The organism is Vitreoscilla massiliensis, assembly GCF_001457815.1.
Lineage (GTDB): Bacteria > Pseudomonadota > Gammaproteobacteria > Burkholderiales > Neisseriaceae > Vitreoscilla > Vitreoscilla massiliensis.
This window is the reverse complement of sequence record NZ_LN898219.1, coordinates 240570-256254: the sequence shown is the minus strand read 5'-3', so window position 1 is coordinate 256254 and position 15685 is coordinate 240570. Positions and strand designations below refer to the sequence as shown.

Annotated in this window: 18 protein-coding genes; 11 read left to right on the top strand and 7 right to left on the bottom strand. The window is 50.6% G+C overall.

Features of this window, described 5'->3' with window-relative positions; translation table 11 throughout:
* The first annotated feature begins 6 nt into the window (after positions 1-6).
* Entirely contained in the window at positions 7-498 is a 492-nt protein-coding gene (locus tag BN3003_RS06845; RefSeq protein WP_058355896.1) for a peptidylprolyl isomerase, read from the top strand.
* 98 nt (positions 499-596) lie between these two features.
* On the opposite strand, the gene BN3003_RS06840 is transcribed toward BN3003_RS06845, so the two are convergent.
* The gene (locus BN3003_RS06840; protein WP_147645374.1) at positions 597-1079 is read right to left on the bottom strand and encodes an SMI1/KNR4 family protein; all 483 of its coding nucleotides are present in this window, start codon (positions 1077-1079) and stop codon (positions 597-599) included.
* Positions 1080-1275: 196 nt separating this feature from the next.
* Between BN3003_RS06840 and BN3003_RS06835 the strand changes: the two genes are divergently transcribed.
* Complete coding sequence (locus tag BN3003_RS06835) at positions 1276-1968, top strand: hypothetical protein (protein WP_147645372.1); 693 nt, start codon at positions 1276-1278, stop codon at positions 1966-1968.
* Between the two features lie 120 nt (positions 1969-2088).
* Here BN3003_RS06835 and BN3003_RS06830 read toward each other — a convergent pair whose 3' ends face one another.
* Together BN3003_RS06830 and BN3003_RS06825 are read right to left on the bottom strand one after the other, a co-directional pair.
* Positions 2089-2394, bottom strand: a complete 306-nt coding sequence (locus BN3003_RS06830; protein ID WP_058355893.1) for a hypothetical protein — start codon at positions 2392-2394, stop codon at positions 2089-2091.
* Between the two features lie 83 nt (positions 2395-2477).
* A complete protein-coding gene (locus tag BN3003_RS06825; RefSeq protein WP_058355892.1) occupies positions 2478-2789 on the bottom strand; it encodes a hypothetical protein in 312 nt (103 codons plus the stop codon).
* A 155-nt stretch (positions 2790-2944) separates the two neighbouring features.
* On the opposite strand from BN3003_RS06825, the gene BN3003_RS06820 reads away from it, so the two are divergent.
* On the top strand, positions 2945-3667 hold the full coding sequence (locus BN3003_RS06820) for a phosphoglycolate phosphatase (protein WP_058356270.1): 723 nt from the start codon (positions 2945-2947) through the stop codon (positions 3665-3667).
* The gene (gene recX / locus BN3003_RS06815; protein WP_058355891.1) at positions 3657-4121 is read left to right on the top strand and encodes a recombination regulator RecX; all 465 of its coding nucleotides are present in this window, start codon (positions 3657-3659) and stop codon (positions 4119-4121) included. Before BN3003_RS06820 ends, recX begins: the two co-directional genes overlap by 11 nt.
* 11 nt (positions 4122-4132) lie before the next feature.
* Here the strand turns inward: recX and BN3003_RS06810 are convergent, their stop codons facing one another.
* Genes BN3003_RS06810 through ung form a run of 3 tightly spaced genes read right to left on the bottom strand, consistent with a single transcriptional unit; the run spans position 4133 to position 7451 of the window.
* Positions 4133-4996, bottom strand: coding sequence for a hypothetical protein (locus BN3003_RS06810; protein WP_058355890.1), 864 nt, complete (start codon positions 4994-4996; stop codon positions 4133-4135).
* A gap of 45 nt (positions 4997-5041) precedes the next feature.
* Entirely contained in the window at positions 5042-6730 is a 1689-nt protein-coding gene (locus tag BN3003_RS06805; protein WP_082625587.1) for an FMN-binding glutamate synthase family protein, read from the bottom strand.
* Positions 6731-6779: 49 nt separating this feature from the next.
* Positions 6780-7451 (bottom strand): uracil-DNA glycosylase, encoded by a 672-nt coding sequence (ung, locus tag BN3003_RS06800; protein ID WP_058355889.1) that lies wholly within the window; start codon positions 7449-7451, stop codon positions 6780-6782.
* Positions 7452-7569: 118 nt separating this feature from the next.
* Here ung and BN3003_RS06795 point away from each other — a divergent pair, with 118 nt between their 5' ends.
* From BN3003_RS06795 to BN3003_RS06770, 6 genes are all read left to right on the top strand, one after another.
* Positions 7570-8019 (top strand): GyrI-like domain-containing protein, encoded by a 450-nt coding sequence (locus BN3003_RS06795; RefSeq protein WP_058355888.1) that lies wholly within the window; start codon positions 7570-7572, stop codon positions 8017-8019.
* A 76-nt stretch (positions 8020-8095) separates the two neighbouring features.
* Positions 8096-9241, top strand: coding sequence for an FAD-dependent monooxygenase (locus tag BN3003_RS06790; RefSeq protein WP_058355887.1), 1146 nt, complete (start codon positions 8096-8098; stop codon positions 9239-9241).
* Positions 9242-9256: 15 nt separating this feature from the next.
* Complete coding sequence (locus BN3003_RS06785; protein ID WP_058355886.1) at positions 9257-10414, top strand: FAD-dependent monooxygenase; 1158 nt, start codon at positions 9257-9259, stop codon at positions 10412-10414.
* Positions 10415-10544: 130 nt separating this feature from the next.
* Positions 10545-11162 carry a LexA family protein gene (locus BN3003_RS06780; RefSeq protein WP_082625586.1) on the top strand — a complete coding sequence of 206 codons (618 nt, stop codon included), beginning with the start codon at positions 10545-10547 and terminating at the stop codon, positions 11160-11162.
* A 179-nt stretch (positions 11163-11341) separates the two neighbouring features.
* Positions 11342-11611 carry a hypothetical protein gene (locus tag BN3003_RS06775; RefSeq protein ID WP_058355885.1) on the top strand — a complete coding sequence of 90 codons (270 nt, stop codon included), beginning with the start codon at positions 11342-11344 and terminating at the stop codon, positions 11609-11611.
* A gap of 420 nt (positions 11612-12031) precedes the next feature.
* Positions 12032-12400, top strand: a complete 369-nt coding sequence (locus tag BN3003_RS06770) for a YidH family protein (protein ID WP_058355884.1) — start codon at positions 12032-12034, stop codon at positions 12398-12400.
* A 173-nt stretch (positions 12401-12573) separates the two neighbouring features.
* Here the strand turns inward: BN3003_RS06770 and BN3003_RS06765 are convergent, their stop codons facing one another.
* Positions 12574-13896, bottom strand: coding sequence for an NAD(P)/FAD-dependent oxidoreductase (locus BN3003_RS06765; RefSeq protein ID WP_058355883.1), 1323 nt, complete (start codon positions 13894-13896; stop codon positions 12574-12576).
* A gap of 408 nt (positions 13897-14304) precedes the next feature.
* Here BN3003_RS06765 and BN3003_RS06760 point away from each other — a divergent pair, with 408 nt between their 5' ends.
* On the top strand, positions 14305-15624 hold the full coding sequence (locus tag BN3003_RS06760; RefSeq protein ID WP_058355882.1) for an NAD(P)/FAD-dependent oxidoreductase: 1320 nt from the start codon (positions 14305-14307) through the stop codon (positions 15622-15624).
* Positions 15625-15685 lie beyond the last annotated feature (61 nt).

Sequence of the window (15685 nt, the reverse complement as noted above, 5' to 3'; positions counted from 1 at the left end):
CTGACCATGATTAAATTACACACCAATTTTGGCGTGATTGGCATCGAATTAGACCATGAAAAAGCCCCTATCACTGCGGCCAACTTTGAACAATATGTGAAAGACGGCTTCTACGATGGCGTGATTTTCCACCGTGTCATCAAAGGTTTCATGATTCAAGGCGGCGGCATGGATGCCGACATGCGTGAAAAACAAACCCGCGACACCATCGAAAACGAAGCGGCCAATGGCTTAAAAAACAACAAATACAGCATCGCCATGGCACGCACTTCTGCGCCTCATTCAGCGTCTGCACAATTCTTCATCAACACCGCCAACAACGATTTCTTGAACTTCAAAGCCCCTAACCCACAAGGTTTCGGCTATGCGGTATTCGGTAAAGTGGTTGAAGGCTTTGACGTGGTCGATCAAATCGAAGGCGTGAAAACCGGCAACAAAGGCTTCCACCAAGATGTGCCTAAAGACGCAGTGGTAATCACCAAAGCGGAAATCGTGTAAGCATGTGTGTTAAGCCCATTCATAGGGCTTAGACATGGAAAAAGCGGCCTGTAAACATTTACAGGCCGCTTTTTATCGACCACAAACACTTGCAAATGTCAGGCATTATCCTCTAAAAACACATTCCAATCGTCTTGTATGTGGAGCTGAAAACCACTCATCCAGTCGTCAAAACTCTCTGCCACCCACCCCACAGAGCCATCATCCAAATAATAATCCCACACTGCCCCATCTGCCGCATTCCAAAACCAGCGCACACCATCATCACCGCTGCCGAAGGCTATGGTGCGTGCAAACCCAACCGTATCCACCAAAGCATCGGTATCGCGACGGTACACCTGCCCTGATGGATATTTGTGTGCGGCGTCTGCAAAAAATTTCTGCAAGCGTTGATGATAGGCATATGGCCGCACAAACGGCTGCAACAACTGGCTCAAAGCATCAAAACTCACTTCTTGGCCATTGGCCAACACTCCCGCATATTGCTGTTCAAATGCCAACAAAATAGATTGCAGTCTGACCGGCAGTTCAAATCCCAATTCAGCGTGTAGTTGTTGCAAGGCTGCGTGTCTGTTTGCCATTTCCACGTTCTCCATAGAATCTGTTTGGATAAGCAGCATCAAACAACAGATAAGCTGCCAACACAAGCGGCCTGTAAACTTTTACAGGCCGCTTTATTACTTTCATCAAGCCGACTTGATGCATGGATGGCTACAATGCTTCAATGACAGCGACCTAAGCTGCTACCATGAACCATCACCAACCAACAGGAAAGCCATGTCCACACAGCCCAAAAATGAACGCACGCCTTGGGGATGCATGTTGCTGGTGGCCTCGCCATTCATCTTTCTGGCCTTGATTTTGGGGTTTGCGCTGTTTTTGAATCTGTATTTGTGGTTTTTTCCAGATGAAAGCAGCTACCCTATTACGACTTTTAGCAATGCTCCAGAATACTCATCTCAATTAATGAATCCCATTAGAGCGCCCAGTCCGACGCCATTTCAAGTGGAAAGTACGGGCTTTAAAACCGTGAGAATGGTGAGATATGGTGGTACGGCCAATTCGACACCTTATTTATTTGTGACCGACAGCAACAATTACTGTTATTGGATTTATGGGAGCTCCAACGAATTGCATCCTTTTTTTATCGACGCCAAAACCAAGAAACCAGCGCCATCTAAAAACTTAGTAAGCGAGCAGGATTGGCCACAAATCGAATATTTATTGGTTACTATCGGAGGTAATTTTTCCAGTTTGTTCAAAAAAACCAAGTCCATAGAAATACAAAGACAATGGTTGACCAATAACGCGGCCAATAAAGACCCTCGTACTGGGCAAGAGTGTGTGAATGCCCCGCGTGCTGACATCATCAAAATTCGTTACCGCTTGGACGCTAAGCTGTATGTGTATGAAGTGGAACCTGAACAAATGCAAGCATTCGATGCCAAGTTGCAATACACATTCAAATAAACACACTCATCTCAGCATCACTGACATGGCCCCATCAACAATCACCGACTAACACAGCCATCAATACCCACAAAAAGCGGCCTGTAAACATTTACAGGCCGCTTAAACATCGGTATTCACTCAATCCGGTATCACAAACTGCGTCGAATGGATCATGCCCATTTTGCCGCAATAATCGGTGTAAAACCATTCACCGTTGTGGTCTTCTATGCCGGTAGAGCCATAGAGCTTGATGCGGCCTTCGCGGCGCACCACGCATTGGATTTTGCCATTGGGCTGGGCGCGGATATTGGTGGGCGGGGTCGGTACCCAGCCGGTCAAGCCGACACGGTCAGGATTGTTGACACCGCGCGGGGCAGCCTGAGCAATGGGCGCGGCCACTACGGCCAGCACAGTCAAAGTCAGTATGGTTTTTAAGCTTTGCATCTGAACACTCCTTGTTCTCGATGAGGATGACACTGTGAATACGCGATTAGATGGCACAACGGCCAAGTTGCATTCATTGTGGCTTAACCTGGACTGATGAATTGTGAGCTGTGTATCACGCCCATGCGACCGCAATAATTGGTGTAATACCATTGGCCATTGTCGTCATAAACGCCGGTTTCACCGTAAATCTTGATGCTGCCGGTCTTTTTGGCCACGCACAAAATACGGCCGTTCGGCGTTGCCCTGATGTTGGTCGGTGGTGACAACAATTGTGAGGTGCTGATTAATTCTCGTGATGGTGGCTCCATGCTCGGTACCCTATCGGCCCAAACCAGTGAGCTGACACCCAAGATACCCAAACCCAAATACCATGCTGCTGTGTGTGATTTCATTTCGCTCTCCTACCTGTTTCGGTTTCAGACCATGGCCGCATTATTCAATGCGTCCCAATATTTTGTCAGTTTGTGCTGTTAAAGGTGCAAGATTCGCGCCTATTGGTATAAGGCCGTATAATTGCCCCCTAAACTTTTACAGGCCGCACATGGATATGAATAACGCATTGCAATTAAACCACATTCAGGCTTTTGCCTTTGATTTGGATGGCACTTTGGTCGATTCGATTAAGGACTTGGCTTTGGCCGCCAACGCCATGCGTGAGGCTTTGGGCATGGACGATTTGCCTTTGGACACCTTAAAAAGCTTTGTTGGCGATGGCATGGGGCGTTTGGTGCACCGTGCGCTCACCAACGACCACGAAGCCTTGGCCGATGATGCTTTGTGGCAACAAGGCTTTGCCTTTTTTACCCAGTATTACCACGAACACATCGCCGATTATTCCAGCCCGTATGCGGGCGTGGTCGATGGCGTGCAATTGTTGAAATCACTCGGTTACCCGGTGGTGGTGGTGACCAACAAGGCCGAACGCTTTGCCATCAAGCTGCTGGCGGATTTGGGCATGTTGGATGAATTCAGTTTGGTCATCGGCGGCGATACTTTGCCTGAGAAAAAACCGTCGGCCTTGCCTTTGCAACATGTGTGCGAGGTGTTGAACATTGAGCCCAAGCAATTAGCGATGGTCGGCGATTCGCACAACGATATTTTGGCGGCCAAAGCCGCCGGTGCGTATGCCATCGGTGTCAATTACGGCTATGAAAACATGGACGATTTGGCGCAAGACCCGAATACCCGTGCCGATGCGGTGATACAGTCGTTGACCCAGTTATACCCTGCGGCGCAAGACGCACAAATGGCGCAAGCGCGTGAAAGCTGAGAAAAGCCTGCGCGCACGCGCGCTGGATTTGCTCAGTCGCGGCGAATACAGCCGTTTGCAATTGGCGCAGAAGCTGGCCAAATACAGCGACGATGAGGCCGAAATTGCAGCCTTATTGGACGATTTGGTTGAGCGCGGTTGGCAATCAGACGAGCGCTATGCCGAAGTGTTGATACACAGCAAGGCGCAGCGTTTGGGCAATCGGCGTTTGCAACAAGAATTGCAGCAAAAAGGCGTGGACGCGGAACTGTTTCAAGATGCGCTGCCCTCGCGTGAAGCGCAATTGCACACCGCAGTAGAAGTCTTGGCCAAGAAATTCAAGGTTTACCAAGACGATGCGGCCTGTAAGCTCAAATACATGCGTTTTTTGGCTTACCGCGGCTTTGACATGGGCACCATCCACGATGCGATACAACAATGGCGTCAGCAAGACGATGCCGACGCCATGTTTTAAACCGAGTTGGTTTAGCCTTGCGGTTGCAACAATTTCATCAAATTGTCGACACCGGTCAACTTCATTTGGATGCCTTCTTTGCATGGCACGGCATTGCTGACGTTGGTGAGCAATGACTCGGCGTAATTGCCTTCGTATACTTTGGTGCCTTGGTGGGTCAGTTGTGACAAGGCATCAATGTAAATCTTATTGCCCATGCCTTCCCACAAACGGCAGAAACCATAGTCTTCTGACAAATAGCGGTTGGTTTCAGGGTCGACCATCACATCGAAGAAGCGGTAATGCAAACCTTTGTTGGCGTAACCGATGCTGTCTGATTTGTAAGCCAATTCCGGATAGTGTTGCATCATTTGTTCAAACACATGGCGCTTAATCACCATAAAGCCAGTAGGCGCTTCACTCATTTCGATGAAACCGTCTTCTTGAATGTGCACGGTGAATTCGGTTGCATCAGCAGGCGCACGACCGTTGACGGTATAGCGTTGGTACAAGGCTTGGAACACTTGCTTGGTCATGCCTTGTGGCAAACCTTGCTCAGGCCACGCTTCGTATTTCAATGGATACACACCGGCGGCAATATCGTAATCGGCACGCAACAAACGCAGTGCCGCATCTGGGGTAAAACCAATGTCCGAATCCACCCAAAACAAATGCGTCCATTCAGGGTTTTCCAAGAATTGTGCCACGCAATTATTGCGCGCACGCGTCACCAAACTCTCGCCTTGTTGCAATAAAAATTGTATCGGCATGCCCAATTGCATGGCCACGTTTTGCAAATTCAATAAAGACAAAGTGTAATTGTAGAAAAATTTGCCATCGTGGCTGGGGGTCACTATTAAAGGATAAATTCCGCGCAATTGTTCATTGGTGAGCATAAACCGTTTTCCTTGCTTTCTTCTCTTGATGGTATGGTATTGGTATTAATGGGCATGTGGCTGGGCTTGAAAAGACTCAGCACTGGCCAATTCCCACATACGCGCATAAAAAGGACTTTTGGTTTGTCCCGATAGCAGCTCCGATGGTCGCATATAATAATGCATTTGTCGGTAATTTTTAATCTCAATCTCGGAAATTCGCACCACCAAATGCTCAGGATGAATTTGCTCAGGATGGGTTAAACCCGCCGCTGCAATCATGTCAGCCAAGGCCTTTAAGGTATTGTGGTGAAAGTGAAATACCCGCTCAGATTTATCGCCGACCACCAAGGCTTTTTGACGGTTTTCGTCTTGAGTGGCCACGCCAGTTGGGCAGCGGTTGGTGTGGCAACTTTGCGACTGGATGCAGCCCAAGGCAAACATAAAGCCACGGGCGGAGTTGACCCAGTCCGCGCCCAAGGCCACGGTACGGGCAATGTCAAAAGCCGATACGATTTTGCCACTGGCGCCAACTTTGACCTTATCGCGTATGCCCGCACCGACCAAAGTGTTGTGCACAAACAGCAAACCTTCGCGCAGCGGCGTGCCCAAATGGTCGGTAAACTCAATCGGTGCTGCGCCCGTACCGCCTTCGGCGCCATCGACCACGATGTAATCGGGATACGTATCGGTTTGCAACATCGCTTTGACAATGCCCATAAATTCCCACGGCTGGCCGATACACAGCTTAAAGCCCACCGGCTTGCCACCTGACAATTCACGCAATTGGCGGATAAACGCCATCATTTCCAATGGTGTGCTGAACGCAGAATGCGCAGCCGGCGACACACAATCGCGGTCGCGTGGCACCCCACGCACTTGCGCGATTTGCTCGGTGATTTTTTCCTTAGGTAAAATGCCGCCATGGCCAGGCTTCGCGCCTTGGCTCATTTTGATTTCAATCATTTTCACATTCGGCAACACCGCTTGTTTGGCGAATTTTTCAGGGTCGAATTCGCCGGTATCAGTGCGACAACCAAAATAACCACTGCCCAACTCCCACACCAAGTCACCGCCACCTTGTAAGTGATACGGACTGATGCTGCCCTCACCAGTATCGTGGTAGAAGCGCCCGCGTGCTGCGCCTTTATTCAAGGCCAAAATCGCATTGGCGCTCAAGCTGCCAAAACTCATGGCCGAAATATTGAATACCGACGCTGAATACGGCTGTGTGCATTGTTCATTGCCAATTTGAATGCGGAAGTCGTCGGGATTCGGGTGTTTGGCCGGAGTAATCGAATGCACCATAAATTCATAACCGGTTTGGTAGACATCGACAATGGTGCCAAACGGCTTGTCCGCACTGACTGATTTAGAACGCTGATACACCAGCGAGCGTTGTGAACGCGTGAATGGCAAGGCCTCATCGTCGGCTTCAATCAAATACTGGCGGATTTCGGGGCGTATGCCTTCAAACAACCAGCGAAAATGGCCGATGACCGGATAATTGCGCAACACGCTGTGTTTGCTCTGCTTCACATCGTAAGCACCAAGCAAGGCGGCGAGCAAGGCGATGACAAACACCACGTTTTGCGTGCCTTCGCTCAAGAAAAAATCCAATAAGCCGCTGTGTATCAGATACAAAACCACATACACAATCGACACAATCCACACCCCAAAACGGATGGCACTGGAAAGCGAAGGTTTGCCCAACCAACGGTGGTTTTGTCTAGGCGTAGAAGAAGCTGTACTCATGGTTCGTTCCGTTTCAAAAGCGGCCTGTAAGCCTTACAGGCCGCATGGATTAAACTTGCCAATCGATTGGCGCTTGACCTGTTTGGATTAAGTATTGATTGGCTTGCGAAAAGTGGCGACAACCGAAAAATCCACGGTGTGCCGACAATGGCGATGGGTGCACGCTTTCTAAAACCAAATGGCGCGACCGGTCTATCATCGCGCCTTTTTTCTGGGCATGGCTGCCCCACAACATAAACACCACTTGCTGCTGGTATTGGTTGATGACATCGACCACCTTGTCGGTGAATCGTTCCCAGCCCCATTTGGCATGCGAATGCGCTTGTCCAGCTTCTACAGTCAAGACCGTGTTCAAAAGCAACACCCCTTGCTCGGCCCAATGGTTCAAATCACCATGTTCTGGAATTTGAAAACCGTCAATATCGGTGCTCAATTCCTTGTACATATTGCGCAACGATGGCGGTATTTTCACGCCTTTGCGCACCGAAAATGCCAAACCATGTGCTTGTTCGGGGCCGTGATACGGGTCTTGTCCTAAAATCACCACTTTGATATTGGCCAAATCTGTGGCCACAAACGCATGAAAAACCTCCGCATTCGGTGGGTAGATGGTTTTGCCATCGGCGCGTTCATGGTTGACTTTGCTCACCAATTCTTGAAAATAGGGCTGTTGCTTTTCCAGCGCCAAAGTATCTTGCCAAGTTAAAACATTTGTTTGCATGTTTGCCACTGTACCGATATGAATGATGGTTAAATTTTACAATAAACGCTTTGAACTTGTGGCCTCTTGCCACCCTCGTATGCACACAGAATGACTTGCTCGCACAGGAAGCCTGCACATGAAATTCACCACACGCCCAGCATTTGAATTGACCGGACTGCACATCCACACCACTTGGCACAACAACCAAGCCAAGGCCGATATTGCCAAATTGTGGAAACGCTTTTATCAAGACGATGTTGCCGGACAATTGGATTTCAGCGTGGACGACACTGTCTACCTACTCTATACCGATTATCAGCATTCTAGCAACCAGGGATTCAGTGTGTGGTTGGGTTTGGAAACCGAAGCCGATGCACCTTTGCCGGTAGACATGCGCCGTTTCAAAATCCCAGCACTCAATTATTACCAGTTTGAAGCGGCATCGGAATTGCCCGCCGACATGTTGACTTTGTGGCAAGGCGTGCACGAACAAGAAGCACAATTGCAACGGCTGTACCGTTGTGATTTTGAATGTTATCCCGACGGTGAAAATGCCTTATTGTTCATTTCCACCAGCCAAGCTTAAACCCACTCTCACGCTTAGCCTCCGTTAGCCGCGCCAAATCAGGTACAATTCCCACATAAACAGTAAAGGATGGTTTATGTTACCGCTGCATGTACCGGTGATTATCGTGGGCGCAGGGCCAGTTGGCATGTTGCTCAGTTTGCAATTACACCAACAAGGCCACCGCGTCTTGCTCTTGGAAGCCCGCCCCAAAGCCGTGCCGCCGCAAGACAAGCGCACGCTGGCTTTGTCGTATAACAGCGTTGTGGCGTTTGAACAGGCCGGCGTGGACTTAAGCCACGCCCATATGACCGCCATCCACCAAGTTCACATTTCCCAACAAGGCGCGTTTGGTCGCACCTTATTGTCTGAAACCGATTTGAAACTGCCGTTCATGGGTCAAGTGGTCGATTATGCGCGCTTGATGCAAGCGGCCATGCATGCCTTGGATGCGCAACACGTGCACAGCCATTGGGGCATGGCGGTGGAACAAGTCTCTACCCTGTCCAATATGGCGCAAGTGACTCTGGCCGATGGCAGCCAAATCACTTGCGATTGGCTAATCTTGGCCGAAGGCGGCCAACTCACCGCCCAATTGCCGGAATTGGCACCGCAACAATACGATTACCAACAGCGCGCTTACATCACCACCGCCCATTTCGACCGCCCGCAAGACGGGGTGGCATATGAGCGTTTTGCCCACGATGGGCCGTTTGCCTTATTGCCTTATGGCGACAATTACCGCTTGATTTGGACGCGTTCGCCAGAAGAAGCCGAGCGTTTGGCGCAATTGCCGTTTGCCGAGTTCAAACAAATCTTTCAGGCCGCTTTTGGCACACGCGCCGGTGAATTGGTGGCGGTAGACCCGCCGATACAATTCCCACTGGTATTAAAACAATTGCAAAAAGTCACCACCGGCCGCGTGGTCTGCATCGGCAATGCCGCGCAAACCATGCACCCAGTGGCGGCGCAAGGTTTGAATTTGGGCGTGCGCGATGCGCAGGCTTTGGCACAAGCGTTTGCCCAGCCTACCCAAGTCCGAAACGGCAGTTTGGGCGCCAACTATGCGCGTGCACGCCGCCTCGATGCCAAATCCATCGTCGCGTTTACCCATTCTTTGGTAACGGTATTTGACCAACCGAGTGCGCTCTTGCAAGCCAGTCGTGGCATGGTGATGAGTGCGCTCAATACCTCATTGCCGTTGCGACAAAAATTCTCTGAACATTTGATTTTCGGTTTGTAAAGGCGGCCTGTAAACATGAGTATTGCGTATTTTGATGGTGTGATTGTGGGTGGTGGTTTGGTCGGTGCGGCTTTGGCTGTGGCTTTGGCCGAACAAGGCAAAGACATCGCCTTATTGGAGCTGCGCCCGCCACAATTGAATTTACAGGCCGCTGCCACGGATTGGGATGCGCGCATTTACGCCATCAGCCCTGCCAATGAACAGTTTTTGCGCAGCTTAAATGCATGGCCAGACAGCGAACGCATCCAGCCAGTGACCCACATGGATGTGCGTGGCGATGCCGGCGGCAAAATCGACTTTTCCGCGCCAGCCATACACACCTCACACCTGACCTCCATCGTCGAAAACCGTTGGCTCCTGCAAGCCTTGTGGCAACGCATTCACAGCTTGGACAATATTCATGTTTACAGCTCGGCCGCGCAAGTGTTGCACAGCGATGAGCAAGCCGCCAGTGTGACCCTGCACGATGGCAGCGTGTTGTCAGCGCCGCTGATCATGGCCGCCGATGGTGCCAACTCGTGGGTACGCGCCCAAACCGACATCCACGTCGATGCCAAGCCTTACCATCATCACGGCATCGTCGCCAACTATCGCGTCGAAAAACCGCATGGCGCCATTGCACGCCAATGGTTCAAACAAGGCGATGTGTTGGCCTACTTGCCCTTGCCTGCGCAACACATCTCCATCGTGTGGTCGACCTCGCAAACGGCAGAATTGATGGCCTTAAGCGATGAAGCGTTTGCCGAACGCGTGGCCGCGCAAGGCGAGCATAGCTTGGGCACGCTGACCCCCATCGGCCGCCGCTTTGCGTTTGAACTGGTGTTGCGTCGCCCTGAAAAAATGTACGCCCCACGCATCGCCTTGCTCGGCGATGCCGCCCACACCATCCATCCCTTGGCAGGCCAAGGCGTGAACTTGGGTTTTGGCGATGTGATGGTCTTGGCCAAATTGTTGCAAGATGCGCAAGATTGGGGCCGCAGCAACGTGCTAAGACAATACGAAGCCGAACGTTTGCACGCCGTGCGTTCCATGCAAATGGGTTGCGATGGCTTGTTTCAATTGTTCAAAACCGAGGCCGCACCGCTGTCGTGGCTGCGCAATACCGGCTTGAATCTGGTCAACCAAATGGGCGGACTCAAAAACCAATTGATCCGCCAAGCCATGGGTTTGTAAGGCCAACACACTTGATTTGTCGCATATCCTCATGCAATAGCGGCCTGTAAAGCTTACAGGCCGCTATTTTGCTTGTTGTTTAAGCACAAGCACGCTACACTTGAATCACGTAACAACAACAAGCTCAGCCATGAATACGAACGATACAGCCAATAATTGGGGCGGCAAACGGGCAGGTGCGGGGCGCAAACCCAAACCTGAAGCTTTGGCAACCGTGGTCAAACGCGTGCCCAAAGCCTTGGTGCCGATGTTGGAACAGGCCATCTTGCAATTAAAACGCGAGCCCGACAACCCCAGCGCCGCCAACGACAGCCTGCCTTTGCATGCCTTAAAGCCCGTCGTTCATGGCGAAGCGGCCAATATTCCATTGGCCACCGAAAAAGTGCCTGCGGGCATGCCCTCACCGGTCGACAGCCATGTGGAAGAGTATTTAGACCTCAACCAATACCTGATTAACCACCCTGAACACACGTTTATGGTGCGCGCCGGTGGCGACTCCATGCAAGACGCCGGCATAGACAAAGAAGACTTGCTCATCATCGACCGCTCGCTCAAACCGCGTCATTTTGACGTGGTCATGGCCGACACCGGCAACGACTTCACCATCAAACGTTTGCACAGCCAAGCCGGCCAATTTGAATTGCATCCAGAAAACCAAGCCGCGGGTTATCCCATCTTAAAACCCAAAAGTGGTGAAAATTGGTACATCGTAGGCGTGGTTACCGCCGTCATCAAATCCTTCCGCTAAGCCTTACCCAGCTTGATTTTCGTCAAAAAGCAGCTTAATAAGCTGCTTTTTGTTTGCGTTAAATCAACACATCAAAAATGCAACACCTTTAAAAATATACAAAAAATCGCTTTTCTTACCATCTTGAATTCTGTTACACTTGATTCAAGTTACAACATTCATTGAGTAAGGAGTCGGTCATGTTAAACAACCACGTTAAGGCAGAAGCCCCATTGTTTTACTCCCCTACCCCATCAGCCAACAAAGTGTCTGCTGCGACCAAAGTCAAATCTTGGTTGACGCAATGGCGCATCGAACAATTGCAAGCGCGCATCGAAGAAATCCAAGATGCGCTGGAATACGAATTGCGCCAAAACCACAGCCACAAACGCTTGAGCGAGTTAACCCGCCATGCCCAAGAAATGTGCTTGAACTTGGCGCACAAACAACAGCGCTTATTGCAACGCTAGCTTGAGCATGAAACAACGCAGATTGAGTGACCATGACAGCACACCACCAGCGATGTGCTGCCAACAAATGACTAGTCTTAACTCAGTGTCTGTTTGATGAAAATGTTTGATTGGAAATGGTCAGAGCCAACAGTATGCAAAAAAGCGGCCTGTAAACGTCGATAATGCTTTTGGCCATGCGTGAGTCGTAAACATGTCACTGAGATGCATAGCACCAATACTGGGCTCACACAGCCCAAGTACTACAAGTATGTAGACGTAATGACAGCGCGAGATGCTAGACAGCCTAGCCTACCCATGTCATCACCACAAGATTATCCCTTTTAAGGCCATGCGAGCAATCCATGGCCTTTTTTCTTTCTGCGCCAAATTCATCTACAATGCCGACACCCACAATTGTCAAAAGGCCATGAAAGACCCATGTCGCAGTTACACGACCCCCGTGTGTTGTTTGCCGCCGAACGCACGTTGATGGCTTGGCAGCGCACCAGTTTGGCCTTGATCGCCTTTGGCTTTGCCATAGAACGCGCTGGCTGGTTGGCAGAATTGCTGCTGCACAAAAGCAATAATCTGTCGTCTGTCCTTATTGGCAGCCTGTTTATGCTGCTGGGCATCGCCGTGTGTTTGTACGCCACACGCCAATACCAAAAAATTCTGCCCACCCTCAACGACGATGAGATTCCAGCCAAATACCGGCCACAATGGGGTGTGGCGGTCAGTTACGCCATCGCCATGTTGAGCATGGTGTTGCTGTTAAGCCTGCTCTCGCCGCTGTTGCGCCATCTCTAGTCATCTGGTTTTGCATCGCCATCTGAATGTGCGCACTGGTAATCAAGCATCTTGCTTACTCGACCAACTTGCCACCATTTCAACATGACACACGCTGTAACAGATAAAAATAAAACCGCTTAAAAGCGGTTTTATCGTTCATACATCACGGGCACAGCAAGCGGCCTGTAAACTCAAATGTCCATGCCCGCCGCGCTTTGTTCGCGCTTGATTTGATGGCGCGCACCGATGCTGCGAAACGGCTCTGGCGGAATGCGATTGGCGTGACTGGTTTGTAGGATAAATTCCAATTCAGCACTGTGATTGCCATGCATCATCTCGGCCATGTAATAGCCCAAATATGTGCCCTTAGCGACACCAACGCCATTGCAACCACAAATGCCATACACATTGTCGGCCAGCTTCTCAAACACCGAATTGTGGTTCAAAGTCACCGCTAACAAGCCGCCCCAGGTGTATTGAAAATCTATGTGTTCCAAAAATGGGAAACGCGCCACAAACGATGCGCGGTGTTGTTGCCATGCTTTCTGGCGCACCTCTGCCGTTGAGGCTTGATTTGGATTGAATTCCAAGATGTTGCGCACCAAAATGCGTTTGTCTGGGGTAAAACGCACTGTGGTGCCGGCCGGATGGGCAGAAGTCAGCCCCCACGGCTCTATGTTTTGGAAATACTGGCTCACGATGTTATCAGGCAAGGGATCGGTCAAGCTGCCATAGGTAAACACCGGCGCGATTTTGTTTTTGACCAAACCAGTTTCTTCGCTGAACGAGCTCATGGTTTGCACAATGGTTTTGGCGCGCAACACACCACCGACGGTGTGTATCTGGTGCACGTCGCCATAATCGATGCCGATGACAGGCGAATGGGTATAGACATCAATGTGTTTTTGCAGCCCCAAAGCCAAGCCGCGCACCAAGGCCGCTGGATTCATCAGAATATTGCCGGGGGTGAAAATGCCATCTTGGTAATAATCGGTGCCCAAACGCTGCGCCAATTCGCTGCGATTCAAGCGTTGATAAGCAAAATCGCGCTTTTTCAAAGTGCGTTCAAAATCGTCCAAGCCTTTAACATTCTTGTCTTCACGCGCCACCATGTACTTGCCCGCATGGTGCCACAGGCAATTGATGCTGTAGGTTTGCATGCGCTCAAACAAGCGCGCGATGGCAAACTGATTCAGCGCGTACAACTGCATGTCTTCGGCAGCGCTGTTTTCTTTGGCATCGACATTGTGCGGCAAATCGATGATAAAGCCAGCATTGCGGCCAGACGTGCCTTGTCCCACATCCAAAGCCTCAACCACGGCGATGGTTTTGTCTGGATACAATTCTTGCAAACGCTCGGCAGCGGCCAAACCGGTAAAGCCCGCACCGATGATGGCGATGTCGGCCTGTTGTTCGCCTTTTAACGCCCGTCCCACTTTTCTGTCCACATTCGGTGCGGTCAAATACCAACCCAATTCACCATCGACTTGCGGCAGTCGTTTAATCGATTTCATATTCCCACTTCATCAACAATAAGCCATACACAATCATTTCAATCTGTTCTTTATCATACCCGCAGTCCACACAAACTCAAATACCCATTCCCTCTATAAATATTGCGATATTATCTTTAAGCATTCCTCTGCCGCGCAAGCGGCCTGTAACAACGCTGCGGCACATGATTGCAAACGCCTATGCCTGTCACATTCAACGTTACAGGCCGCATTGAAGACGGCCTCGCCCGCCTCGTCAGCCAACTGAACAAAGTCTGCACAAATCCACACACATACCGCCTAAATCTCAGCATATTTTGTCCGCAACATCCTGTTTTGTCCTAATGCTTACGCTTATGAGCTGTTTTTTTATATTCTTACTCAGGCATTCAAGCTGACAATAGGTCACACAAAGGAGTCGCCAATACCATGAAAACAATCAAACACTTACCACAAGACAATAAGCAGTGTGGCTGGTTTCACACCAGCCCACAGCGCACGCCCAAACCGGCCTTACAAGGCAATCTCAGCGCCAGATTTGTGGTCATAGGCGCAGGTTTCACCGGTTTGGCCGCCGCTCGCCAACTGGCCAAACGCTTTCCCAATGATGAAATCGTGTTGGTAGAGGCGCAAGAAGTCGGCTTTGGCACCGCCGGACGCAATTCGGGTTTTGTCATTGATTTGCCGCACGACATCGGTGCGGCCGATTACATAGGCGATATCACCATCGCGCGCAAAACTTTGCAATTGCAGCAACAAGCACAACAACTCATTACCGACTTGGTACACGAGCACCACATCGACTGCGGTTTAGAGCATGCCGGCAAATACCAATGTGCGGTTGAGCCTAAAGGCATAAGGGTCTTAGAGGCATACCAACGTGGTTTGGAGCGCTTGGGACAAGACTACACTTGGCTGGCGCAAGAGGAATTACAACAACACATCGGCATGCATTTCTACCAAAAAGCCTTGTACACCCCAGGCACTTTATTGATACAACCGTCGGCGTTTGTGAAAGGCGCGGCCGATGCCTTGCCCAGCAATGTCTCTTTGTACGAGCACACCGCCATTACCTCGGTCGATTACGGCAGCAAAATCACACTCGGCCATGCCTACGGTCACATTGTGGCCGACAAACTGGTCTTGGCCAACAATGGTTTTGCCAGCAGCTTTGGCTTTTTACAAGGTCGATTGTTGCCTGTATTCACCTATGCCAGCATGACGCGGCCGCTGAACGAAGACGAGCAAGCGGCTCTGGGCGGCAAATCTACTTGGGGCATCATTCCAGCCGACCCATTTGGCAGCACGCTGCGCCGCACCGCCGACCAGCGCTTGATCGTGCGCAATTCCATGAGCTTCAACCCCAATGGCAAATGCAGCGATGCCCAGCTCAAAACCGCTTACCAACGCCATGTGCAATCCTACCAACGCCGTTTCCCCATGCTCAAAGACGTGACCTTTGAATACACTTGGGGCGGTGCCATGTGTTTGTCGCGCAATCACATGCCTTTCTTTGGTCAATTGGCGCCCAATGTCTATGGCTCGCTGTGTTGCAATGGCTTGGGCACCACCCGTGGCACCATGGGCGGACATTTGCTCGCCAATTGGTTGGCGGGCGATGAAGACGAGATGATTGCATTCTTGCTTGGCTCGGAACAGCCTTGTGCCAACCCACCCCAACCTTTTTTGTCCATGGGCGTGAACTTCAACCTCATGTTGGGACAACAGCGCGCAGGCATGGAAGCTTAATAAGCGGCCTGTAAACCCTGCGGCATTCACCCTAACACTGCATTTCCCACTGTATTCATCC